This is a genomic window from Micrococcus flavus (assembly GCF_014204815.1).
GTDB classification, from domain to species: domain Bacteria; phylum Actinomycetota; class Actinomycetes; order Actinomycetales; family Micrococcaceae; genus Micrococcus; species Micrococcus flavus.
Genome location: NZ_JACHMC010000001.1, coordinates 1,439,247 through 1,462,452, shown reverse-complemented (window position 1 = coordinate 1,462,452; position 23,206 = coordinate 1,439,247). Strand labels below are relative to the sequence as shown.

Here is a 23,206-nt window from a genome sequence, read left to right as displayed (position 1 = left end):
AGGATCCGAGACCGACCGTCCGGATCCTGGCCGCGCGAGGGGGCCGCTCCTATCCTGGCTCGCATGCCCGCACAGCCGAACACCCCCGCCGCGTCCCCGTCCGAGCCCCTGGACATCGCCGTGATCGGCGGTGACGGCATCGGCCCGGAGGTCACCGAGCAGGCCGTGGCCGTGCTCGAGGCCGCCCTGGCCGCCGAGGGCCGCCCCGCGCCCCGCCTGACGGAGTACGCGCTCGGCGCGGAGCACTGGCTCGCCACCGGCGAGGCCCTCACGGACGAGACGCTCGAGGCGTTGCGGGGCCACGACGCGATCCTCTTCGGGGCCGTCGGCGCCGCCCCGGGGGACACCCGGATCCCCTCCGGGCTGATCGAGCGCGGCATGCTGCTGAAGCTGCGCTTCGCGCTCGACCACGGCGTGAACCTGCGCCCGGCCCGGCTCTACCCGGGCACCACGAGCCCCCTGGCCGACCCGGGTGAGGTCGCGTTCACCGTGGTCCGCGAGGGCACCGAGGGCCCGTACGTGGGCAACGGCGGTGCCATCCGCACCGGCACCGATCACGAGATCGCCACCGAGGTGTCCGTCAACACCGCCCACGGCGTGCGCCGCGTGGTGCGGGACGCCTTCCGCCGCGCGGCGGCGGGGGAGCGCAAGCGCCTCACCCTCGTGCACAAGCACAACGTCCTCGTCCACGCCGGCCACCTGTGGCGGCGCACGTTCGAGGAGGTCGCGGCCGAGTTCCCCGAGGTGACCACGGACTACATGCACGTGGACGCCGCCACGATCTTCCTCACCACGGACCCCGCCCGCTTCGACGTGATCGTCACGGACAACCTGTTCGGGGACATCCTCACGGACCTCGCCGGCGCCATCACCGGGGGCATCGGCCTGGCGGCCTCCGCCAACATCAACGTCGAGCGCACCGCCCCCTCCATGTTCGAGCCCGTCCACGGCTCCGCCCCGGACATCGCCGGGCAGGGGATCGCCGACCCGGTGGCCGCGATCCTCTCCGCGGGCCTGCTGCTCGAGCACGTGGGGGAGCAGGGCGCGGCGGAGCGCCTGACCCGCGCCGTCTGGGCGCACCTGGCCGAGCGCGGCGCCGAGCGCGGGTCCACGGCCGAGGTGGGGGCCGACGTCGTCGCCCGGCTCTGAGAGGCGCGCCACAGCGGCGGGTCTACCATGGTCCCAGCCCCGCACGCCCATCCTGAGGAGAGCCCCGTGACCGAGACCGTGTTCACGCGTCAGCCGCACCTGTCCCCGCTGTCCGACGCCGAGCGCGCCGAGATCCTGGAGAACCCGGGCTTCGGCGACGTGTTCACGGACCACATGGTCTCGATCGACTGGACGTGGGACGAGGACGGCGGCCGCTGGCACGACGCGCGGGTCGAGCCGTACGGGCTGCTCTCCCTGGACCCGTCCGCCGCGGTGCTGCACTACGGCCAGGAGATCTTCGAGGGCCTCAAGGCCTACCGCCACGCGGACGGGTCCGTGTGGACGTTCCGGCCGGAGGCCAACGCCGCCCGCCTGAACCGCTCCGCGCAGCGTCTCGCGCTCCCCGAGCTGCCGGAGGAGCTGTTCCTCGACTCGCTGCGGGAGATCGTGGCGGCGGACCGGGACTGGGTGCCCTCCGGGGACGGCCAGTCCCTGTACCTGCGCCCGTTCATGTTCGCCTCCGAGGCGTTCCTGGGGGTGCGGCCCGCCAAGCAGGTGCGGTACATGGTGATCGCCTCGCCGGCCGGCAACTACTTCGGCGGCGAGCTCAAGCCGGTGAGCATCTGGGTCTCCCGCGAGTACGCGCGCGCCGGCCGCGGCGGCATGGGCGCGGCCAAGACCGGCGGCAACTACGCCGCCTCGCTGCTGCCGCAGCTGCAGGCCGCCCAGCAGGGCGCAGACCAGGTGGTGTTCCTGGACCAGTACCACGACGACTCCGTCGAGGAGCTTGGCGGCATGAACGTGTTCTTCGTGTTCCGGGACGGGCGGATCGTCACCCCGGAGCTCACCGGCACCATCCTCGAGGGCGTCACCCGCTCCTCCATCCTGCAGCTGGCCCGGGACATGGGCCTGGCGGTCGAGGAGCGGCGCATCACCCTGGCCGAGTGGGCCGAGGGCGTGCGCTCCGGCGAGATCGCCGAGGTCTTCGCGTGCGGCACGGCCGCCGTGGTCACCCCCATCGGCCGCCTCCTGGACGGCGACGACGTCATCGAGTCCGCCGGCGGCACCGAGGTCACCCTGCGCATCCGCCGGGAGCTGCTCGGCATCCAGACGGGCGCCGTCGAGGACCGGCACGGCTGGCTGCGCCGCCTCGTCTGACCCCTTCATCCCCCCTTACCGAACGGAGACCCCTGTGAGCTCGCATCGCTCCCGGGTGACCGCGGACGGGCCGGTCGACCCGCAGGTCGACCGGCCCGTCGGGCACCCCGACGACCTGCCCCCCACTGAGGCGGTCCACACCCCGCGCTGGACACCCTGACGATCGCCGTGTGGGCGGTGATCGCCCTGATCGGCGGCGTCGCCTGGACCATGCTGGCCCTGCACCGCGGGGAGACCATCAACGCGATCTGGTTCGTATTCGCCGCCGTGGCGACGTTCCTGATCGGCTACCGTTTCTACTCGAAGTACGTCGAGCGCACGATCGTCCGCCCGGACGACACCCGCGCCACCCCTGCGGAGTACCGGGCCGACGGGCGCGACTACGTGGCCACCGACCGCCGGGTGCTCTACGGGCACCACTTCGCGGCCATCGCCGGCGCCGGACCGCTCGTCGGGCCCGTGCTCGCCGCGCAGATGGGCTACCTGCCCGGCACCGTCTGGATCATCGTGGGCGTCATCCTCGCCGGCGCGGTGCAGGACTACCTCGTCCTGTTCTTCTCCATGCGCCGCGGCGGCCGCTCCCTGGGCCAGATGGCCCGCGACGAGCTGGGCCGCGTGGGCGGCACCGCCGCGATCATCGCCACACTGCTGATCATGGTGATCATCACGGCCATCCTGGCCCTCGTCGTCGTCAACGCCCTCGGCGAGTCGCCGTGGGGCGTGTTCTCCGTGGCCATGACCATCCCGATCGCCCTGTTCATGGGGGTCTACCTGCGCTGGCTGCGCCCGGGCCGGATCGCCGAGGTGTCCCTCATCGGCTTCGTGCTGCTGATGGCCGCCATCATCGGCGGCGGCTGGATCGCCGAGACCGAGTGGGGCGCGGCGATGTTCACCCTGGACCGCACCACGATCGCCTGGGGGATCATCGTGTACGGCTTCGTGGCCGCCGTCCTTCCGGTGTGGCTGCTGCTGGCCCCGCGCGACTACCTCTCCACGTTCATGAAGATCGGCGTGATCGCCGGCCTCGCGGTGGCCATCGTGATCGTGCAGCCGCGCGTGTCCGCCCCGGCGTTCTCCGAGTTCGCCGGCGGCCAGACCGGCCCGGTGTGGCCCGGCTCGCTGTTCCCGTTCCTGTTCGTGACCATCGCCTGCGGCGCCCTCTCCGGCTTCCACGCGCTGATCTCCTCCGGCACCACCCCCAAGATGGTGGAGAAGGAGCGGCAGACCCGGTTCATCGGCTACGGCGGCATGCTCATGGAGGCCTTCGTGGCCGTCATGGCGCTCGTGGCGGCCGTCACCCTGGACCGCGGCATCTACTTCGCCATGAACTCCCCGGCGGCCCTCACCGGAGGCACCCCGGAGTCCGCGGCCACGTGGGTGATGTCCCTGGGCCTGGCCGGCGTCGACGTGTCCGCCCAGGACCTGACGGGCCTGGCGGCCCTGGTGGGGGAGGAGTCCGTGGTGTCCCGCACCGGCGGCGCCCCCACGCTCGCGGTGGGACTGTCCATGATCATGGGGCAGCTGATCGGCGGGGAGTCCCTGATGGGCTTCTGGTACCACTTCGCCATCATGTTCGAGGCGCTGTTCATCCTCACCGCGGTGGACGCCGGCACGCGCGTGGCCCGCTTCATGCTCCAGGACTCCCTGGGCAACGTGATCCCGAAGTTCCGGGACCACCAGTGGAAGCCGGGCGCCTGGCTGGCCACCGCAGTCATGGTGGCGGCGTGGGGTGCGGTGCTGATCATGGGCGTGACCGACCCGCTGGGCGGCATCAACACGCTGTTCCCGCTGTTCGGCATCGCCAACCAGCTCCTGGCCTCGATCGCGCTCGCGGTGGTCCTGGCGATCGTGGCCAAGCGCCGGCACTTCGGTGGGCTGTGGATCGTGGCGCTGCCGCTGGCGTTCATCACCGTGGTGACCACGGTGGCCAGCTTCCACAAGATCTTCTCCCCGGTGCCCGCGGTGGGCTACTGGGCCCAGCACACCGCGTTCAAGGACGCGCTGGCCGCCGGGCAGACGAGCTTCGGGGCAGCGAAGTCTGTGCCGGCCATGGAGGCCGTGGTCCGCAACACCTTCATCCAGGGCACGCTGTCCGTGGTCTTCCTGACGCTGGCGCTGATCGTCATCACGACGTCGGTGCTCGCCACGGTGCGCGCCTTCCGCGGCACCGAGGTCATCGACCACCAGGACCCGTACGTGCCCTCGCGGCGCTTCGCCCCGGCCGGGCTGTTCGCCACGGCCGAGGAGAAGGAGCTGCAGCGGCAGTGGGACGCGCTGCCGGCGGACCGGCAGCCGGTGCGGGGTCACTGACGTGACCTCCGACGTCGGCGCCTCCCGGAGCGCCTCCGCCGCGCCGCTGGCCCGCGCCTGGGGCGCGGTCCGGTGGTGGGTGCGCGGCGTGAACGGGGAGGCCAAGTACGATGCCTACCTGGCCCACCACCGGGCCCACCACCCGGGGGAGGAGCCCCTGACGGAGCGGCAGTTCTGGCGCGCCGAGTACGCCCGCCAGGACGCCAACCCCGGCAGCCGCTGCTGCTGAGGACGCCGACGACGGCCCGTCGCCCGCACCCCGCGGGCGGCGGGCCGTCGTCGTGCCCGGGCACTAGGCTGGCCCCCATGCGCATCGCCCGTTTCGTGGACCAGGCCGAACCGACCTACGGCATCGTGGAGGGCCCGGCGGACGCTGACCTCTCCGAGCTGAGCATCACCGCCCTGCAGGGCGACCCGTTCTTCCACGGGATCCAGCCCACCGGCACCACCCACCGTCTCGAGGACGTGCGGCTCGTGGCGCCGATCATCCCGCGCTCCAAGATCGTGGGCGTCGGACGCAACTGGGCGGACCATGCGAAGGAGCTCGGCAACGAGGTCCCCACCTCGCCGCAGTTCTTCCTCAAGCCCAACACCTCGGTGGTCGGCCCGAACGAGCCCGTGACCCTGCCCAGCTGGTCGGAGGAGGTCTCCTACGAGGCCGAGCTCGCCGTCGTGATCGGCACCATCTGCAAGGACGTGCCCGTCTCCCGCGTCGACGACGTGGTGTTCGGCTACACCGTGGCCAACGACCTCACCGCCCGCGACGCCCAGCGCACCGACCTGCAGTGGGCCCGCGCCAAGGGCTTCGACGGCGCCTGCCCGCTGGGCCCGTGGATCGAGACCGAGCTGGACGTGGAGGCCGCCGGCGGCCTGGCCGTGCGCTCCCGCCTCGACGGCGAGCTCCGCCAGGACGGCACCACGGCGGACATGGTGTTCGGTGTCAAGGAGCTGGTCGCCGCAATCTCCGAGGCGTTCACCCTCCTGCCCGGCGACGTGATCCTCACCGGCACGCCCTCCGGCGTCGGCACGGTGGAGGCCGGCCAGCGGGTGGAGTGCGAGGTCGAGGGCATCGGCACCCTGCTCACGCACCTGCGCCGCTGAGGCGCCCCCCGCGTAGACTCGGGGGCACCATGACTGACGCCACCTCTCCCGTGTCCGAGAACGCCCCCGCCCCCTTCGCCGATGTGCCCCAGGTGGACGCCGACACCCCGGTGCGGGTGCGCTTCTGCCCCTCGCCGACCGGCACCCCCCACGTGGGCCTGATCCGCACCGCCCTGTTCAACTGGGGCTGGGCGCGGCACACCGGCGGGACGCTCGTGTTCCGCATCGAGGACACGGACGCCAAGCGCGACTCGGAGGAGTCCTACCAGCAGCTGCTCGAGGCCATGCGCTGGCTCGGCATCGACTGGGACGAGGGCGTCGAGGTCGGCGGCCCGCACGAGCCGTACCGGCAGTCCCAGCGCGGGGAGATCTACGCCGAGGTCATCGAGAAGCTCAAGGCCGGCGGCCACATCTACCCGTCCTACTCCTCCCCGGAGGAGACGGAGGCCCGCCACCGGGCCGCCGGTCGGGACCCCAAGCTCGGCTACGACGGCGCCGACCGGGACCTGACGGACGAGCAGGTCGCCGCGTTCGAGGCCGAGGGCCGCCAGCCGGTCTGGCGCCTACGCATGCCGGACGAGGACATCACCTTCACCGACCTGGTGCGCGGGGAGATCACCTTCAAGGCCGGCTCCGTGCCGGACTTCGTGGTGGTCCGCGCGGACGGCTCGCCGCTCTACACCCTGGTGAACCCGGTGGACGACGCCCTCATGGGCATCACCCACGTGCTGCGCGGGGAGGACCTGCTCTCCTCCACCCCGCGTCAGATCGCCCTCTACCGCGCCCTGCACGCCGTCGGCGTCGCGCAGTACATGCCGGTGTTCGGCCACCTGCCCTACGTCATGGGGGAGGGCAACAAGAAGCTCTCCAAGCGCGACCCGCAGGCCAACCTCTTCCTGCACCGCGACCACGGGTTCATCCCGGAGGGCCTGCTGAACTACCTGGCGCTGCTGGGCTGGTCCCTCTCCGCGGACGAGGACATCTTCACGCCCGAGCAGTTCGTGGAGCACTTCGACATCCACAAGGTGCTCGCCAATCCGGCCCGGTTCGACGAGAAGAAGGCCACCGCCATCAACGGCACGCACATCCGCCTGCTCGAGCCGGCCGACTTCCGCGACCGCCTGGTCCCGTACCTGCGCGAGGCCGGCCTGGTGGGGGAGGAGCTGACCGAGCGCGAGTCCGCGATCCTCGACGCCGCCGCGCCCCTGGTGCAGGAGCGCGTCGCCCTGCTGGGCGAGGCCGTGGACATGCTCGCCTTCCTCTTCACCCCGGACGGGCAGATCACGACGGCGGAGGGCGCCCTCAAGGGCATGCCCGCCGACCTGCCAGGCGCCGTCGCCGCCGCGCGCGAGGCCCTCGCGGGCCTGGGCGAGGACGAGTTCACCACGGAGAGGATCGAGGAGGCCCTGCGCGCCGCCCTCATCGACGGCCTGGGCCTGAAGCCCCGCCAGGCGTTCGGCCCCGTGCGCGTGGCCGTGACCGGCAAGAAGGTCTCCCCGCCGCTGTTCGAGTCCCTCGAGATCCTCGGCAAGGACTCGGCCCTGGCCCGCCTGGACCGCTTCGCCGCCGAGCAGACCGCGGCCTGAGCCGTCCAGCCATGATCGAGTCCGTGGACGGCGCCCCCTCCCACGCCCCGGTGGAGGGGGTGCTGTTCGACCTCGACGACACCCTCCTGGATCTGCGCGCAGCGCAGCTGCCCGCGTTCGCTGAGACCGTGCGGGCCCAGTGGCCGCAGGCGCCCGAGGAGGGGTCCGCCGCGTTCCGCGACGCGGCCGAGCACTTCGCCGCGGACCTCGGCGGCCACTATCCGCGCTACCTGGCCGGGGAGCTGGACTTCCCGGGTCAGCGCCTGGCCCGCGCCCGGGACGCCCTGGCCCTGCTCGGAGCTCCGGCGGGCCGCACCGAACCGGACGCCGCCCTCTGGACGGACGGGTACGAGGAACGGGTGCGGTCGCACTGGCGCGTGTTCGACGACGTCGTCGCCGCCCTGGCGGGGCTGCGGGCGGCCGGCGTCGGCGTCGGGATCGTGACCAACAACGTGGAGGCGTACCAGCGCGACAAGGCGGACGCGATCGGCCTGGCCGATGTGGCCGTGCTGGTGGGTTCGGACACCGCGGGTGCTCCGAAGCCGGACCCGGCGCCGTTCCTGGAGGGGTGCCGGCGGCTCGGCCTGGCCCCGGAGCGGGTGGCGTGCGTGGGCGACAGCCTCGAGAGCGACGTGCGCGGCGCGCAGGCGGCCGGGCTCGTGCCCGTGTGGCTGCGTCGGACGGCACACGGGCAGACCCCCGGGGCCGGGGACGCGGCGGTGCGGGGGCCGGCGTGGGACGCGTCGGAGCGGACCTGGTGGATCGACGGTCTGGGCGCGCTGGCGGCCTGGTTCCCGGCCGCGGGGACGGATTTGGCGTCTGCCGGGGACGCCGTGTAGAGTTCTTTCTCGTTGCCGGGGAGACCCGGGAACACCGACAACTGAAGAGCACTGACGTCGAGATCATCTCTTGACACATCAGTGGGGTATGGTGTAATTGGCAACACAACGGTTTCTGGTACCGTCATTCTAGGTTCGAGTCCTGGTACCCCAGCGGATCACCTCGCCGCGCATGCGGCGGCACGAGTGATCCAGGGCGTCCGCTCGGACGTCCGGGACGGCCCCATCGTATAGCGGCCTAGTACGCCGCCCTCTCACGGCGGTAACGCGGGTTCGAATCCCGCTGGGGTCACGGTGAGAACGCAGGCTCGGTCCATCGCGGACCGGGCCTGCGGCGTCTCCCGCCACGGGCGTCACGGCCCTCGTGTTGCAGTGTGCCATAAACCCTGGTACGCTTTCCGAGTCGTCCACCGGGGAATCCCGGAACGACACCTGCTCCGGCAGTACGGCCCCATCGTATAGCGGCCTAGTACGCCGCCCTCTCACGGCGGTAACGCGGGTTCGAATCCCGCTGGGGTCACAGTGAGAACGCAGGCCCGGTCCACCACGGACCGGGCCTTCGTCCTCCCCGGGCACGGTCGTGCGCTCACCTCCCGGAGGGGTCCCGGCAGCCGCGGCGCCCGCACGATCCGCGCGGCCCGCCCGTGAGACGATGACCCCGTGGAATCCACCGACCCGTACACCGCACCGGCCGAGCCCGTCACGGGCATCGGCGTCGACACCGCTGTGCGCCGCGTGCGCGCGCACCTGGACGCCGTCGAGCTGCCCTTCGCCACCCCCACCGCCGAGGCGGACCGGGCCGAGCGCGAGCGCACCCGGCACCAGATCGACGACTACGTCCTGCCCCGCCTGGACTCCCTCGACGCTCCGCTGCTCGCGGTGGTCGGCGGATCCACCGGCGCCGGCAAGTCCACGCTGGTGAACGCCCTCGTGGGGCACGAGGTGTCCCGCTCCTCCGCCCTGCGCCCCACCACGCGCCAGCCGCTGCTGCTGCACCACCCCGATGACGCCCACTGGTTCACCGGCCCGCGCGTGCTCCCGGACCTCGCCCGCGTCACGGTGCACCGCACCGAGGCCGCCGGCCCCGTGGAGCCGGACTCCGGCGCCATGGACACCGTGGCGCTGGTGGCCGAGCCGTTCCTGCCCGCCGGCATCGCGATCGTGGACGCCCCGGACATCGACTCCGTGGCGGACGCCAACCGCGCCCTGTCCCGCCAGCTGCTGGAGGCTGCGGACCTGTGGATCTTCACCACCACCGCCCACCGCTATGCGGACGCCGTGCCGTGGGAGCTGCTGGACCAGGCCGCCGCCCGCGACATCACCGTGGCCGTGGTCCTCGGCCGCGTCCCGGACGGCGCCGAGAAGGACATCGAGCCGGACCTGCGCCGCATGCTCACCGCCCACGGGCTGCCGGACGCCCGCATCCACGTGATCCCGGAGACCCGGTTCGACGAGCGCGGCCTGCTCCCCGACGAGCACGTGGCCGGCCTGCGCACGTGGCTCACGGCCCTGGGCGAGGACGCCCAGGCGCGCGGCGCCGTCGCCCGCCGCACCGTGGACGGCGTGCTGGCCCAGCTGGCCGGGCGCGTGGAGCAGATCGCCGAGGCCGAGCGCGCCCAACAGGAGACCGCCGCCCGCCTGGCCGCGATCGTGGCGGACGCCACCGAGCACGCCGCGGAGACGGTGCACCGGTCCACCTCGGACGGCACCCTGCTGCGCGGCGAGGTCCTGGCCCGCTGGCAGGACTTCGTGGGCACGGGGGAGTTCTTCCGCGGCCTGGAGACCGCGATCGGCCGGGTGCGCGACCGGGTGGGCGCCCTCGTGCGCGGCCGGCCGGCCCCGCCCGAGGAGGTCGAGGACGCCCTCGAGACCGGTCTGCACGCCGTGCTCGTGGAGTCCGCCGCGTCCGCCGCGGAGCAGATCGAGCGCCGCTGGCGCGCCGAGCCCGCCGGCCGGGTGCTCGTCACCGGGCGTGACCTGGGCTCCCTGCCCGCCGACACCTCGGACCGCGCCGCCGCCCTCGTGCGGGACTGGCAGTCGGACGTGCTCGCCCTGATCCAGGAGGAGGGCGAGGGCCGCCGCACGCGGGCCCGCCTCGCCGCGTTCGGCGTCAACGGCGCGGCGGTGGCCCTCATGGTGATCTCCTTCGCCTCCACCGGCGGGCTCATCGGGCTCGAGGTCGGGATCGCCGGCGGCACCGCCGTCGTCGGGCAGAAGCTCCTCGAGTCGATCTTCGGCGAGGACGCGGTGCGCCGCATGGCCCGCAGCGCGAGCGAGCTGCTCGACGAGCGGGTGCGCGCCCTGCTCGAGGACGTCCTCGGCGGCCGCTTCCTGCCCCTGCTGTCCCTCGAGCGCGGGCCCGAGGAGACCGCCGCCCTGCGCGGCCTCGTGCCCGTCCTGCGCCACGGCGTCGACGCCGGCCTGGACGGCCCGGTCGAGCCGACCCGGACCCAGGAGCCCGCGGCCCCGGCCGCCGACCGCCCCGCCGACCGCACCGAGGACGAGGAGCAGACCCGATGAGCCGCACCGCCGCCCCCTCCCTCGCCGAGCGCCTCGATGCCCTCGGCACCGCGGCCGAGCTCGCCCAGGACCGCCTGCCGGACCCCGTGGTGGCGGACGCCGCCGCGGCCGTCCGCGCCGCGGGGGAGCGCCAGAGCCTCTCGGCGGAGCACACCGTGGTGGGCTTCTTCGGCGCCACCGGCTCCGGCAAGTCCTCCCTGTTCAACGCCCTCACCGGGCGTGAGCTGGCCGGTGTCGCCGCGACCCGCCCCACCACGTCCGAGCCGCTGGCCGCGGTGTGGGGCGTGGGTCGCGGCGAGGGCCGCGACGGCGAGGGCGGCGGCGCCGCCGCCCTGCTGGACTGGCTGGGCGTGCCCCGACGGCACCTGCTGGACGACGCGCCCGTGCTCGACGGCGGCCGCAGGGGCTTCCTGGGCTTCGGCCGCACGGACGGCGCGGACGCCACGGGCCTGATCCTGCTCGACCTGCCGGACATCGACTCCGTGCAGCGCTCCCACCGGGACGTCACCGCCCGCCTGGCCGGCCACGTGGACGTGCTCGTGTGGGTGGTGGACCCGGAGAAGTACGCCGACGCCGTCATCCACCGCGACTTCCTCGCCACCATGGCCTCCCATGCCGCGGTGACCCTCGTGCTGCTGAATCAGGTGGACCGCCTCACGGTGCAGGACCGCGACTCCGTCCTGGCCTCCCTGCGCCGCATGCTCTCCGGCCACGGCCTCGGCGACGTGCGCGTGCTGCCCGTCTCCGCCCGCACGGAGGAGGGCCTCGAGGAGGTCGGGCGGCAGATCGCCGCGATCGTCTCCTCCCGCGGGGCCGCCGCCGAGCGCCTCGGCGCGGACGTCACGGCCCGCGCCCGGGCCCTCGAGGAGGCCTCCGGCCCGGGTGGGCCCGCCGGCGTGGGCGACGACGACGCCCGCCGCCTCGGCCGCGACCTCGCCACGGCCGGCGGCGTGCCCGCCGTGGTCCGGGCCGTGGAGGGCTCCTACCGGCTGCGCTCGGCCAAGCGGACCAGCTGGCCCGTGCTGCGCTGGATGCACTCGTTCCGCGCCGACCCGCTGCGCCGGCTGCACCTGCTGCCCGAGCGCGCCGTCGGGCGCCGGGACCGGGACCCCGTGCAGCGCGATCCCGACCTGCACCGCACGTCGCTGCCCGAGCGCACGCAGACCCAGCGCGCCGTCGTCGAGGGCGCTGTCCGGACCCTCGTCACCTCCGCGTCGGCGGGCGCGTCCGAGCCGTGGGCGGCCTCGGTGCGCCGGGCCGGCCGCGCGCACCTGGACGAGCTGCCCGCCGCCGTCGACCGCGCGATCGCCGGCACCGACCTGGGCGCCGCGAAGGGCAGCTGGTGGTGGCCCGTGCTGGACGTGCTGCAGTGGCTCGCGCTGGCCACGGCCGTGGTCGGCGCCGGATGGCTCGGTGTGCTCGCCCTGGCCGCGTACCTGCAGTTCCCCCTGCCGCCGGCCCCCGCCGTGGAGGGCTTCCCGATCCCCACCCTGCTGCTCGTGGGCGGCCTGGCCCTCGGGCTGCTGCTGGCCCTGCTCGCGATCCCGCTCACCCGCCTCACGGCGGCCTCCCGGGGAAAGCGGGCGCGCCGCCGCCTCGAGGAGTCGACGACCGCCGCCGGCCGCGAGCTCGTGGTGGATCCGGTCCGTGCCGAGATCGAGCGTCACGCGCGCTTCCGCGACGCCCTCGCCCGGGCCACGGGCGCCGGCGTCCGGGCGCGCTCGCGGCGGTGACGTCCGCGGGCGCCGTCGTCGGGGACCTGGCCGAGGAGCAGCTCCTCGAGCTCATCCAGGCCCGCCTGGCCCCCGTGGCCCGGGACGCGGCGTGGCCGGCGGGCACCGTCCCGCCCGGCGACGATGCCGCCGTGCTGCCCGCCCCGCGCGGCACCGTGGCCGTGTCCACGGACGCCATGGGGGAGGGCACGGACTTCCTGATGACCTGGCCAGCGGGCGTGCGCACCCGCGGGCACGACGTCGGCTGGAAGGCCGCCGCCCAGAACCTCTCCGACGTCAACGCCATGGGGGCCGCCCCCAGCGGGCTGGTCACCGCGCTCACCCTGCCGCGGGACACCCCGGTGACCTGGGTGACCGCCCTCGCCGGCGGGTTCACCGCGGCCATCCGCGTGCTCGGTGCGGGCGACTGCCGGGTGGCCGGGGGGGACCTCGGCGAGGGGGACCGCGTGCACGTGGCCGTGACCGCCCTCGGGGACCCGCCGGCCGCCGGGGTCGTGCGTCGCGTGCCCGCCCCCCAGGTGCGCGCGCGGATGCTCGCCGAGGGCGCCGTGCTCGTCCACGCCTCGGGCCCGCAGGGGTCCGGCTGGGGCACGCCCGGACCCGGCTGGGCGGCGGCGGGGCTGGCGCTGCTGCTGACCGACCGGAAGCGCCTGCTCGAGCGCGCCGCGTCCCTGGACCCCGCCGACCGCCCGGGCGCCCGTGAGCTGGCCCACGCCGTGCGTGCGCAGCTGCGCCCCCGGCCGCCCCTGGCCCTCGGCCCTGCGGCGGCGGGGTCGGGGATCGCCGCCATGATGGACGTGTCCGACGGCGTCGGACGCGACGCGCACCGGCTCGCCCGCGCCACGGGCACTCCGGACGACCCCCTCACCCCGTGGGTGGACGAGGCGTGGCTGGCCCGGGCCGCCGCGCCGCTGGCCCGCGTGGCCGCGCTGAGCCGACGGGAGCCCGAGGAGTTCGTGCTGGCCGGCGGCGAGGACTACGGGCTCCTCGGCCTCGTGGCGGTCGGGGCGACGGTCCCCGCGGGGTTCGAGCGCATCGGGCGGCTCGAGCCCGCGGGGCGCCGTCCCGCCGGCCACCGTCCCCTGCCGGAACGGGGCTGGGACCACTTCGGCGCCGTCCGCTGAGGGGCGCCGGTCAGGCCAGGGACGCCGCGTCGAAGCGGTGGCCCAGGCCCACCACGGTCCAGCCGGCCTCGCCCCACGCCGCCACGTCGAGGACGTTGCGCCCGTCGATCAGCAGGCGCGCGGCGACCCGGCGCCCGGCCTCCTCCGGGTCCAGCGCCCGGAACTCGGCCCATTCCGTGAGCAGCAGCACGAGCTCGGCGTCCTCGAGGGCGGCGTCGGCCGAGCCCACGTACTCCAGGCGGGGGAAGCGGGCGGCCGCGTTGGCGTTGCCCTCGGGGTCGTAGACGCGCACGTCCGCGCCCGCGGTGAACAGCCGGTTCGCCACGTCCAGGGCGGGGGAGTCGCGGACGTCGTCCGAGTCGGGCTTGAACGTCACCCCGAGCACGGCGATCCGCTTGCCCTGGAGCACCTGACGGTCCGGGCCCGTCGTCTTGCCGCCGCGGGGGGCCGGGGCGTCCGCCTCCGTCCCGTGGGCCGCACTGAGCATCTGCACCGCGAGGTCCACCACGCGGTCCCGACGGCGGAGGTTGATGTCGTCCACCTCGGCGAGGAAGCGCATGGTGCGGTCCAGGCCCAGCTCGGAGACCCGGGCCTGCAGCGCGCGGATGTCCTTGGGCAGGCAGCCGCCGCCGAAGCCGACGCCGGCGTTGAGGAACCGGCGGCCGATGCGGGTGTCGTGACCGATCGCGTCGGCGAGCGTGCGGATGTCCCCGCCCACGGTCTCGGTGATCTCGGAGAACGCGTTGATGAAGGAGATCTTGGTGGCCAGGAACGCGTTGGCGGCGACTTTCACCAGCTCGGCGGTCTCCAGGTCCGTGCAGATCCACGGGGTGTCGGCGGCCAGCTGGGCGGCGTAGACCTCGCGCAGCAGCGGCTCGGCCCGCGGCCCCGCCACGCCCACCACGAGCCGGTCCGGCGTCAGGGTGTCCTGCACGGCGAAGCCCTCCCGCAGGAACTCCGGGTTCCAGGCCAGCTCCACCTGCCCGGGCAGGCCCTGCTCGGCTCGGATCTCCGCGACGCGCCCGGACAGCCGGCGCGCGGTGCCCACCGGCACGGTGGACTTGCCCACGATCAGCGCGTCCCGGTCGATCGCGCGCGCCAGGGACTCGACCGCGGCGTCCACGTAGGTCAGGTCGGCCGCGGCCTCGCCCACCTTCTGGGGCGTGCCGACGCCGATGAAGTGCACGTCCGCCCACCGTGCGGCCTCGGCCACGTCCGTGGTGAAGCGCAGCCGGCCCGAGGCCACGTGGGTCCGCAGCAGCTCCGGCAGCCCGGGCTCGTGGAAGGGCACCTCGCCGCGCGAGAGCCGCGCGATCTTCGCCGGGTCCACGTCCACGCCGAGGACCTCGAACCCGAGCTCCGCCATGCAGGCGGCGTGCGTGGCGCCCAGGTACCCCGTGCCGATCACCGACAGGCGGGGTCGACCGTCCCCGGTGGATCCGGCGGACGCGGCGTCCTGCTCGGACGGGGTGGCGGGGGAGGCGGCGATCTCGGTCACTTCGGGCTCCTCGGAGGGTCGGCGGACGGGCAGGTGCGGGTCACCACGCTAGGGCACGGGCGTGAACGTCCGCCGGACGTCCGGCGGACGGCCCGTGCCCGGCGTGCCCGGGGTGGCCGCGCCGCGGCGGGCGGCCGGGCCGCTCAGGCATCACCGGCGCGGATGAGCTCGGTGAGGCGGCCCGCGGCGGCCACCACGGACTCGGCGTGCATCCGCCCGGGCTGGCGGGACAGCCGCTCGAGGGGCCCCGAGATGGACACCGCGGCGATCACGCGGCCGTTGGGCCCGCGGACCGGGGCGGACACGGACGCGACGCCGGACTCGCGCTCCGCGAGGGACTGGGCCCAGCCCCGGCGGCGGACAGCCGCCAGGACCGTGGGGGTGAACACGGCGCCGGCCAGGCCCTCGACGAGCCGGTCGTGGTCCTCCCATGCGAGCAGCACCTGCGCGGCGGAGCCGGCCTTCATGGACATGCGGGTGCCCACCGGGATGGTGTCCCGCAGGCCCCATGGGCGCTCGGCGCTCGCGACGCACACGCGGGCGTCCGCCTGGCGTCGGAACACCTGCGCGGACTCGCCGCACGCGTCGCGCAGCCACTGCAGCACGGGGCCGGCCGCGGACGTGAGCCGGTCCTCCCCGGCCGCGGAGGCCAGCTCCGCCAGGCGCGAGCCGAGCACGTAGCGACCCTGGAGGTCCTTGGCCACCAGGCGGTGGTGCGTCAGCGCGGCGGCGAGCCGGTGCAGCGTCGGCCGGGCGATCCCGGTGGCCGCGACGAGCTGGGCGAGGGTGGCGGGGCCGGACTCGAGTGCGTCCAGGATGGCGACGGACTTGTCCACCACCCCCACCCCGCTCGGGTGGGCGTGCAGGGCGGGGGCGAGCTCCCCGGCGTCCGGACTGTGAGAGGTGCGCATGCGCAGATCGTAGCGTTCGCCGGTCCCGTCGTCAGCGGGGCCACGCGCCTGGCCGGGGTCGGCCGGGGGGCGCGGCGGCGGGCGCACACCCGCGGCGGCGTCTCACTGCATGAGACGAAGCGGGGTGCGGATCGTGGGTCATCCGCCCCGGCGGCACAGTGGTGGCAGGAAGCGCGCGGGCCGCATCGGCGGCGCGGCGCGAGGATCGAAGAGGGAGGACGGCGCATGAGCACGCAGACGCCGGGCCCGCGTCCCCGGACGCTGGCCGAGAAGGTCTGGGACGAGCACGTGGTGGTCCGCGGCTCGGGCGAGGGGCAGACCCGGACGCCCGACCTGCTGTACATCGACCTGCACCTGGTCCACGAGGTCACCAGCCCGCAGGCGTTCGAGGGCCTGCGCCTGGCCGGTCGACCGGTCGCCCGCCCGGACCTGACGATCGCCACGGAGGATCACAACACCCCCACGCAGGACATCGACCTCCCGATCGCCGACGCCACCAGTCGCACCCAGATCGAGACGCTGCGCGCCAACGCCGCCGAGTTCGGGGTGCGCCTGCACCCGCTCGGGGACAAGGAGCAGGGCATCGTCCACGTGGTGGGCCCGCAGCTCGGCCTCACCCAGCCCGGGCTCACGGTGGTCTGCGGCGACTCCCACACCTCCACCCACGGCGCCTTCGGCGCGCTCGCGTTCGGCATCGGCACCTCCGAGGTGGAGCACGTGCTGGCCACCCAGACCCTGCGCCTCAAGCCGTTCAAGACCATGGCGGTCACCGTGGACGGCACGCTGCGCCCGGGCGTGACGGCCAAGGACATCATCCTGGCGGTCATCGCGAAGATCGGCACCGGCGGCGGCCAGGGGTACGTCCTGGAGTACCGCGGCGAGGCCATCCGGGCGCTCTCCATGGAGGGCCGCATGACCATCTGCAACATGTCCATCGAGGCCGGCGCCCGCGCCGGCATGGTGGCCCCGGACGAGACCACGTTCGCGTACTTGAAGGGCCGCCCGCACGCTCCGCAGGGCGCCGACTGGGACGCCGCGCTCGAGCACTGGCGCACCCTGCGCACGGACGAGGGCGCCGAGTTCGACGCCGAGGTGGTGATCGACGCCGACACCCTCGAGCCGTTCGTCACGTGGGGCACCAACCCCGGCCAGGGCGTGCCCCTGAACGCGGCCGTGCCGGCCCCGGAGGACTTCGACGACCCCACCGCCCAGGAGTCGGCCCGCAAGGCGCTCGCCTACATGGACCTCACGCCCGGCACGCCCATGAAGGAGGTGGCCGTGGACACCGTCTTCATGGGCTCGTGCACGAACTCGCGCATCGAGGACCTGCGGGCGTTCGCCTCCGTCATCGCGGGCCGCCGCAAGGCCGAGGGGGTGCGCGTGATGGTGGTGCCCGGCTCCGCCCGCGTGCGCCTGCAGGCCATGGAGGAGGGCCTGGACCGCGTGTTCGAGGACTTCGGCGCGGAGTGGCGGTTCGCGGGCTGCTCCATGTGCCTGGGCATGAACCCGGACCAGCTCGTGCCGGGCGAGCGCTGCGCGTCCACCTCGAACCGCAACTTCGAGGGGCGCCAGGGCAAGGGCGGGCGCACCCACCTGGTCTCGCCCGTCGTCGCCGCGGCCACCGCCGTGCTGGGCCGCCTGGCGAGCCCCTCCGACCTGCCCGCCCTCGAGCCCCAGGAGGCCTGAGCCATGGAGAAGTTCACCACCCACACGGGCATCGGCGTGCCGCTGCGCGCCTCCAACGTGGACACCGACCAGATCATCCCGGCCGTGTACCTCAAGCGCATCTCGCGGACCGGCTTCGAGGACGCCCTGTTCGCCGGCTGGCGTCAGGACCCGGAGTTCGTCCTCAACATCGAGCCCTACAGCGCCGGCTCGGTGCTGGTGGCCGGCGCCGACTTCGGCACCGGATCCTCCCGCGAACACGCGGTGTGGGCCCTCAAGGACTACGGGTTCCGGGCCGTGGTGTCGTCCCGGTTCGCGGACATCTTCCGGGGCAACTCGGCCAAGCAGGGCCTCGTGGCCGCGCAGGTGGAGCAGCAGGACGTCGAGCGCATCTGGAAGGAGCTGGAGAACCAGCCGGGCGCCGTCGTGACCGTGGACCTCGAGGCCCGCACGGTGGTGTGCGGCGACGTCACGGCGCCGTTCACGATCGACGAGGACGCCCGGCACCGGCTGCTGCACGGGCTCGACGACATCGCCATCACCCTGGACCACGCGGACGAGATCGCCGCGTACGAGGCGCGTCGTCCGGCGCACAAGCCCACCACGCTGCCGGCCCGCACCGCCGACTGAGCCCCTGCGCGGCCCGTCGTCTCCTCGGCGGCCGGCTCGGGCGGCCGGCGTTGCGAGCGGCTGGAACCGACGCCCTATGCTGGGGGCGATTCGCGGGACGTCCCGTCCGCCCTCCAGGGCGGCGGGCCGGGTCCGCACCGACACCCCCCCCCGTCCCGGCCCGGGACGGACGCGACGGGCGCTCGACGCGTCCCGCGAGGAAGGACACGAGACATGGCGAAGCTGCTGACGATCCACGGAGGCAAGCCCCTGGACGGCGAGGTGACCGTCCGCGGCGCCAAGAACCTGGTCCCGAAGGCCATGGTCGCGGCCCTCCTCGGCTCCACCCCCTCCGTGCTGCGCAGCATCCCGGAGATCAAGGACGTGGACGTCGTCAGCTCGCTGCTCGAGATCCACGGCGTCACCGTGGACTGGGACAAGGAGTCCGGCACCATCACCATGGACCCGGCCGGGGTGAAGTCCGCCCTCACCGCGGAGATCGACGCCCACGCCGGTGACTCCCGCATCCCGATCCTGTTCTGCGGTCCGCTCATGCACGCCATCGGCGAGGCGTTCATCCCCGATCTCGGCGGCTGCAAGATCGGCGACCGCCCGATCGACTACCACCTGGCCGTGCTGCGCAACTTCGGCGCCGTGGTGGACAAGCGTCCCGGCGGCATCTCCATCTCCGCCCCCAAGGGCCTGCACGGCGCCAAGCTGGAGCTGCCCTACCCGTCCGTGGGCGCCACCGAGCAGGTGCTCCTGACCGCGGTCAAGGCCGAGGGCATCACCGAGCTCAAGGGCGCCGCCGTGGAGCCGGAGATCCACGACCTCATCCACGTGCTCCAGAAGATGGGCGCCATCATCACGGTACAGACGGACCGCACCATCCGCATCGAGGGCGTGAGCGAGATGCGCGGCTACACCCATGTGGCCCTGCCGGACCGCAACGAGTCCGCGTCGTGGGCCTCGGCGGCCCTGGCCACCGGCGGCGACATCTTCGTGCGCAACGCGTCCCAGCGGGACCTCACCGCGTTCCTGAACACGTACCGCAAGATCGGCGGCGAGTTCGACGTCACCGATGAGGGCATCCGGTTCTGGCACGCCGGCGGGGACCTGAACCCCCTCGTGCTCGAGACGGACGTGCACCCGGGCTTCATGACCGACTGGCAGCAGCCGCTCGTGGTGGCCCTCACCCAGGCCAAGGGCGTGTCGATCGTCCACGAGACCGTGTACGAGAACCGCTTCGGCTTCACGGACGCACTCGTGCGCATGGGCGCCTCCATCCAGCTGCACCGCGAGTGCCTGGGCTCCGTGCCCTGCCGTTTCGGCCAGCGCAACTTCCTGCACTCGGCCGTCATCTCGGGCCCGACGCCGCTGAGCGGCGTGGACTTCGACGTCCCGGACCTGCGCGGCGGCTTCTCCCACCTCATCGCCGCGCTCGCGGCCGAGGGCACCTCGCACGCCACGGGGCTGGAGATCATCAACCGCGGCTACGAGAAGTTCATGGACAAGCTGCAGGGGCTCGGTGCCGACGTCGAGCTGACCGAGCGGCAGCGGTGACACCCGTGGGTCCCCGGTCCGACGCCGGCCGCCCGACCCGGACGGAGCGCCTCGGCTACGTGGCGCCCGCCGCGGTGGTCCGTCCGGCGATGCGCGCGCTCGTGCGGCAGGAGTGGGAGCACACGGAGCGCCTGCCGCGGGACGGCGCGATCCTGGCGGTCAACCACATCTCCGAGATCGACCCGCTCTCGGTGGCCCACATGGTCTACAACCAGGGGCTGCTGCCCACCATCATGGCCAAGGCCGAGCTCTGGAAGGTGCCCGTCCTCCGGCAGGCCCTCCAGGCCACCCACATGATCCCGGTGGAGCGCACCCGCGACGGCGGCCGCTCGCTCGAGGCCGCCCGGCAGGCCCTGGCCTCGGGCCGCGTGATCGTCGTCTACCCCGAGGGGACGGTGACGCGCGACCCCGAGGGGTGGCCGATGACCGCGCGCACCGGCGCCGTGCGCTTGGCCCTGCAGACGGGCGCCCCGCTGGTCCCCGTGGGCCAGTGGGGCATCCAGGAGCTGCTGCCGTACCCGAGCCGCTCCCTGAAGCCGTTCCCGCGCACGACGGCACGGATGCGGGTCGGGCATCCGGTGGACCTGGACGATCTGCGCGCGCGGCCGATGAGGGCCTCCGTGCTGCGCACGGGCACCGACCGCATGATGGACGCCATCACGCAGCTGGTCGCCGAGCTGCGCGGCGAGCCCGCCCCGGCCGGCCGCTGGGACCCGCGCTCCGGGCGTCGGGAGGGCGCGTCGTCATGAGCGACCCGCGCACCGTGGCGGTCCTCGGCGCCGGCAGCTGGGGCACCGCCTTCGCCCGCGTGATGGCCACGGCCACCGGGGAGGAGCAGGACCGCGCCCGCGACATCGTGGTGTGGTCCCGTCGCCCCGAGGTGGCGGAGGCGATCAACCGCGACCACGCCAACCCCCAGTACCTGCCGGGGATCGTGCTCCCGGAGAGCGTGCGCGCCGTGACCGACGCCCGCGCGGCCGTGGCCGGCGCCGGCGTCGTGGTGGTGGCCCTGCCCGCCCAGCACGCCCGCGCGGCCCTGCGGGAGCTTGCGGACGCCGTGGCGCGGGATGCGGTCGTGGTGTCCCTGATGAAGGGCCTCGAGCGGGGCACCGACGCGCGCCCCTCGCAGGTGTGCACCGAGGAGCTCGGGCTCACTCCGGACCGCTTCGCCGTGGTCTCCGGGCCCAACCTCGCCCTCGAGATCGCGCGCGGCGAGCCCACCGCCACGGTGGTGGCCTCGGCCTCCGCGGCCACCGCGGAGCGCGTGGCCGCGCTCGTGGCCGGCCGCACGTTCCGCCCCTACACCAACACGGACGTGGTGGGCGTGGAGATCGGCGGCATCGTGAAGAACGTGATCGCCCTGGCCGTGGGCATCTGCGACGGCCAGGGCCTCGGGGACAACTCGAAGGCCTCCGTCATCACGCGCGGGCTCGCCGAGACCACCCGCCTGGCCGTGGCCCTGGGCGCGGAGCCGGCCACGCTCGCGGGACTGGCGGGCCTGGGCGACCTCGTGGCCACGTGCGCCTCGCCGCTGTCCCGCAACCGCTCCGCCGGACGCCTCATGGGCACCGGCCTGTCGGCGGACGAGGCGGTGGCCGCCATGAGCCAGACCGCCGAGGGCATCAAGTCCGTGTCCGCCGTCGTGCACGTCGCCCGGGCCCACGGCGTCGAGATGCCCATCAGCGAGGCCATGGACCGCCTCGTGGCCGGAGAGCTGGACGTGCACCGTCTGGCCGGCCTGCTCCTGGCCCGTGACCTGAAGTCGGAAGGACGACACGCATGACCCGGACCATCCCCACCGCCGCGGGCCGCCGGCCCCGTGTGCTGCTGCTGTTCGGCGGGCGCTCGAGCGAGCACCCCATCAGCTGCATCACGGCCGCGGGCGTGCTGCACGCCGCCGACCCCGAGCGCTGGGACGTGGTGCCCGTCGGCGTCGCCCCCTCCGGGCTGTGGTCCCACGGCGAGGTGGACGCGGCCGCGTTCGCCCTCGACGGCGGCGAGCTCCCCGCCGTGCCCGAGCCGGAGCGCCCGGTGTCGCTGCGCGCCCGTCCGGACGGCGCGGTCGAGCTCGTGGGCGGGGACGGGGAGGACCTGGGCGCGGTGGACGTGGTGTTCCCGCTCCTGCACGGCCCGTGGGGCGAGGACGGCACGCTGCAGGGCATGTTCGAGACCCTCGGCCTGCCGTACGTGGGGTGCGGGGTGCTCTCCTCCGCCGTCGGCATGGACAAGCACTTCATGAAGGTCGCGTTCGAGGCCGCCGGCCTCGAGGTGGGCCCGTGGGAGACCGTCACCGACCGCCAGTGGCGGCGCGACCCCGAGGCGGCCCTCGCCCGCGCGGGCGCCCTCGCGTACCCGCTGTTCGTCAAGCCCGCCCGCGGCGGCTCCTCCTTCGGCATCACCAAGGTGGAGTCCCCCGAGGACCTGCGCGCCGCGGTCGAGGAGGCCCGCCGCTTCGACCCGAAGGTCGTGGTGGAGGCCGGCATCCTCGGCCGGGAGATCGAGTGCGCCGTGCTGGACGGCCGCGCCGGGGACGCCCCGCGGGCGTCCCTGCCCGGGGAGATCGTGGTGAAGGGGGCCGACGCCGGCCACCAGTTCTACGACTTCGAGGCCAAGTACCAGGACCGGGAGGCCGCCCAGCTCTCCTGCCCGGCGGAGCTGCCGGAGGAGGAGATCGAGCGTCTGCGCTCCCTCGCGGTGCGCGCGTTCGAGGCGGTGGACGGCGCGGGCCTGGGCCGCTGCGACTTCTTCTTCACGCCGGACGGGCGCTGGGTGGTCAACGAGATCAACACCATGCCGGGGTTCACCCCCATCAGCATGTACCCGGCCATGTGGGAGCGGACCGGGATCGCCTACCCCGAGCTGATCACCGAGCTGCTCGAGCTCGCCCTCGAGCGGGGCGTCGGCCTGCACTGAGCCGGCGCCCCGGCCCGCGGGCCTCAGCCCACGGGCGTTGCGTCGGCGAGGCTGACGCAGCCGCGCTCGGCGGGGATCTGCTCCACGGCCGAGCCGAGCGCCGTCATCACGGTGTCGGAGCTCGTCCCGGTCTTGGTGAACAGCACCTCGACGGCGGGGTCGCGGCCGTAGGTGGTCAGGCGCCAGTTCTCCGCCTCGTCCCGCACCACCCAGTCCACCCCCTCCACGGACACGCACCGGTCCGTGGTGGGCCCCGGCACCGGCACGCCGCACCGGAGCACGACGGCGGCCGGCTCGCCCCACGCGGCCGTGGCCTGGCTGTCCGTGGCGCGCAGGGCGTGGTCACCGATCGCGTCCGGCATCGCCACCATGGCGGGGGCGCAGGCCGGGTCCGCGGCGTGCGGGGCGGCCTCCACCGTCACGGTGCCCACACCGCAGGCGGTCAGGAGGACGGCGGCGGCGCCCAGGAGCGCGGCAACCGGGCCGCGCCGGGCCGGGGAAGGGGAGGCGGGGGAGTGCATCGTCCC

The 23,206-nt window shown here is 74.4% G+C and carries 18 protein-coding genes, 3 tRNA genes and 1 pseudogene; 19 read left to right on the top strand and 3 right to left on the bottom strand.

Features of this window, described 5'->3' with window-relative positions; translation table 11 throughout:
- Nucleotides 1-63 precede the first annotated feature (63 nt).
- The 13 genes and pseudogenes from BJ976_RS06775 to BJ976_RS06715 all read left to right on the top strand — a co-directional run bounded on the left by BJ976_RS06775 (nt 64) and on the right by BJ976_RS06715 (nt 13,520).
- Nucleotides 64-1,149, top strand: coding sequence for a 3-isopropylmalate dehydrogenase (locus tag BJ976_RS06775; RefSeq protein ID WP_135028147.1), 1,086 nt, complete (start codon nt 64-66; stop codon nt 1,147-1,149).
- A 66-nt stretch (nt 1,150-1,215) separates the two neighbouring features.
- The gene (locus BJ976_RS06770) at nt 1,216-2,307 is read left to right on the top strand and encodes a branched-chain amino acid aminotransferase (protein ID WP_229667104.1); all 1,092 of its coding nucleotides are present in this window, start codon (nt 1,216-1,218) and stop codon (nt 2,305-2,307) included.
- Nucleotides 2,308-2,422: 115 nt separating this feature from the next.
- Nucleotides 2,423-4,617: pseudogene (locus BJ976_RS06765) on the top strand (carbon starvation CstA family protein).
- A gap of 1 nt (nt 4,618) precedes the next feature.
- Nucleotides 4,619-4,846, top strand: coding sequence for a YbdD/YjiX family protein (locus tag BJ976_RS06760; RefSeq protein ID WP_135028141.1), 228 nt, complete (start codon nt 4,619-4,621; stop codon nt 4,844-4,846).
- 77 nt (nt 4,847-4,923) lie between these two features.
- Nucleotides 4,924-5,718, top strand: coding sequence for a fumarylacetoacetate hydrolase family protein (locus BJ976_RS06755; RefSeq protein WP_135028139.1), 795 nt, complete (start codon nt 4,924-4,926; stop codon nt 5,716-5,718).
- Between the two features lie 29 nt (nt 5,719-5,747).
- Nucleotides 5,748-7,304, top strand: coding sequence for a glutamate--tRNA ligase (gltX, locus tag BJ976_RS06750; protein ID WP_135028137.1), 1,557 nt, complete (start codon nt 5,748-5,750; stop codon nt 7,302-7,304).
- An 11-nt stretch (nt 7,305-7,315) separates the two neighbouring features.
- Nucleotides 7,316-8,143 carry an HAD family hydrolase gene (locus tag BJ976_RS06745; protein ID WP_135028135.1) on the top strand — a complete coding sequence of 276 codons (828 nt, stop codon included), beginning with the start codon at nt 7,316-7,318 and terminating at the stop codon, nt 8,141-8,143.
- Between the two features lie 82 nt (nt 8,144-8,225).
- Nucleotides 8,226-8,297 (top strand) — tRNA-Gln (locus tag BJ976_RS06740).
- A 65-nt stretch (nt 8,298-8,362) separates the two neighbouring features.
- Nucleotides 8,363-8,435: transfer RNA gene (locus BJ976_RS06735), tRNA-Glu, on the top strand.
- Between the two features lie 155 nt (nt 8,436-8,590).
- Nucleotides 8,591-8,663: transfer RNA gene (locus BJ976_RS06730), tRNA-Glu, on the top strand.
- Nucleotides 8,664-8,803: 140 nt separating this feature from the next.
- Nucleotides 8,804-10,663: a dynamin family protein gene (locus tag BJ976_RS06725; protein ID WP_229667102.1), complete on the top strand. Its 1,860-nt coding sequence runs from the start codon at nt 8,804-8,806 to the stop codon at nt 10,661-10,663.
- Nucleotides 10,660-12,396 (top strand): GTPase, encoded by a 1,737-nt coding sequence (locus BJ976_RS06720; protein ID WP_135028133.1) that lies wholly within the window; start codon nt 10,660-10,662, stop codon nt 12,394-12,396. The genes BJ976_RS06725 and BJ976_RS06720 overlap by 4 nt, the downstream gene beginning before the upstream one ends.
- Complete coding sequence (locus tag BJ976_RS06715; protein ID WP_135028131.1) at nt 12,393-13,520, top strand: thiamine-phosphate kinase; 1,128 nt, start codon at nt 12,393-12,395, stop codon at nt 13,518-13,520. The genes BJ976_RS06720 and BJ976_RS06715 overlap by 4 nt, the downstream gene beginning before the upstream one ends.
- Nucleotides 13,521-13,530: 10 nt before the next feature.
- Here BJ976_RS06715 and BJ976_RS06710 read toward each other — a convergent pair whose 3' ends face one another.
- Complete coding sequence (locus tag BJ976_RS06710) at nt 13,531-15,018, bottom strand: UDP-glucose dehydrogenase family protein (RefSeq protein ID WP_135028129.1); 1,488 nt, start codon at nt 15,016-15,018, stop codon at nt 13,531-13,533.
- Between the two features lie 143 nt (nt 15,019-15,161).
- Nucleotides 15,162-15,929, bottom strand: a complete 768-nt coding sequence (locus tag BJ976_RS06705) for an IclR family transcriptional regulator (RefSeq protein ID WP_135028127.1) — start codon at nt 15,927-15,929, stop codon at nt 15,162-15,164.
- A 225-nt stretch (nt 15,930-16,154) separates the two neighbouring features.
- On the opposite strand from BJ976_RS06705, the gene leuC reads away from it, so the two are divergent.
- From leuC to BJ976_RS06675, 6 genes are all read left to right on the top strand, one after another.
- On the top strand, nt 16,155-17,615 hold the full coding sequence (gene leuC, locus BJ976_RS06700; RefSeq protein WP_135028125.1) for a 3-isopropylmalate dehydratase large subunit: 1,461 nt from the start codon (nt 16,155-16,157) through the stop codon (nt 17,613-17,615).
- 3 nt (nt 17,616-17,618) lie between these two features.
- Nucleotides 17,619-18,224, top strand: a complete 606-nt coding sequence (leuD, locus tag BJ976_RS06695; protein WP_135028123.1) for a 3-isopropylmalate dehydratase small subunit — start codon at nt 17,619-17,621, stop codon at nt 18,222-18,224.
- Nucleotides 18,225-18,437: 213 nt separating this feature from the next.
- Nucleotides 18,438-19,766 (top strand): UDP-N-acetylglucosamine 1-carboxyvinyltransferase, encoded by a 1,329-nt coding sequence (murA, locus tag BJ976_RS06690; RefSeq protein WP_135028121.1) that lies wholly within the window; start codon nt 18,438-18,440, stop codon nt 19,764-19,766.
- Between the two features lie 5 nt (nt 19,767-19,771).
- Nucleotides 19,772-20,515: a lysophospholipid acyltransferase family protein gene (locus BJ976_RS06685; protein ID WP_229667100.1), complete on the top strand. Its 744-nt coding sequence runs from the start codon at nt 19,772-19,774 to the stop codon at nt 20,513-20,515.
- Complete coding sequence (locus tag BJ976_RS06680) at nt 20,512-21,549, top strand: NAD(P)H-dependent glycerol-3-phosphate dehydrogenase (RefSeq protein ID WP_135028119.1); 1,038 nt, start codon at nt 20,512-20,514, stop codon at nt 21,547-21,549. Before BJ976_RS06685 ends, BJ976_RS06680 begins: the two co-directional genes overlap by 4 nt.
- Nucleotides 21,546-22,679 carry a D-alanine--D-alanine ligase family protein gene (locus BJ976_RS06675; RefSeq protein ID WP_135028117.1) on the top strand — a complete coding sequence of 378 codons (1,134 nt, stop codon included), beginning with the start codon at nt 21,546-21,548 and terminating at the stop codon, nt 22,677-22,679. The genes BJ976_RS06680 and BJ976_RS06675 overlap by 4 nt, the downstream gene beginning before the upstream one ends.
- Before the next feature lie 23 nt (nt 22,680-22,702).
- Here BJ976_RS06675 and BJ976_RS06670 read toward each other — a convergent pair whose 3' ends face one another.
- Nucleotides 22,703-23,200, bottom strand: coding sequence for a DUF3515 family protein (locus BJ976_RS06670; protein ID WP_135028115.1), 498 nt, complete (start codon nt 23,198-23,200; stop codon nt 22,703-22,705).
- Between the last annotated feature and the right edge of the window lie 6 nt (nt 23,201-23,206).

Coding starts and splice junctions, on each gene's coding strand:
- BJ976_RS06775 (WP_135028147.1), top strand. CDS start 64: ATGCCCGCACAGCCGAACACCCCCGCCGCGTCCCCGTCCGAGCCCCTG.
- BJ976_RS06755 (WP_135028139.1), top strand. CDS start 4,924: ATGCGCATCGCCCGTTTCGTGGACCAGGCCGAACCGACCTACGGCATC.
- gltX (WP_135028137.1), top strand. CDS start 5,748: ATGACTGACGCCACCTCTCCCGTGTCCGAGAACGCCCCCGCCCCCTTC.
- BJ976_RS06745 (WP_135028135.1), top strand. CDS start 7,316: ATGATCGAGTCCGTGGACGGCGCCCCCTCCCACGCCCCGGTGGAGGGG.
- BJ976_RS06720 (WP_135028133.1), top strand. CDS start 10,660: ATGAGCCGCACCGCCGCCCCCTCCCTCGCCGAGCGCCTCGATGCCCTC.
- BJ976_RS06705 (WP_135028127.1), bottom strand. CDS start 15,929: ATGCGCACCTCTCACAGTCCGGACGCCGGGGAGCTCGCCCCCGCCCTG.
- leuC (WP_135028125.1), top strand. CDS start 16,155: ATGAGCACGCAGACGCCGGGCCCGCGTCCCCGGACGCTGGCCGAGAAG.
- leuD (WP_135028123.1), top strand. CDS start 17,619: ATGGAGAAGTTCACCACCCACACGGGCATCGGCGTGCCGCTGCGCGCC.
- murA (WP_135028121.1), top strand. CDS start 18,438: ATGGCGAAGCTGCTGACGATCCACGGAGGCAAGCCCCTGGACGGCGAG.
- BJ976_RS06680 (WP_135028119.1), top strand. CDS start 20,512: ATGAGCGACCCGCGCACCGTGGCGGTCCTCGGCGCCGGCAGCTGGGGC.
- BJ976_RS06675 (WP_135028117.1), top strand. CDS start 21,546: ATGACCCGGACCATCCCCACCGCCGCGGGCCGCCGGCCCCGTGTGCTG.
- BJ976_RS06670 (WP_135028115.1), bottom strand. CDS start 23,200: ATGCACTCCCCCGCCTCCCCTTCCCCGGCCCGGCGCGGCCCGGTTGCC.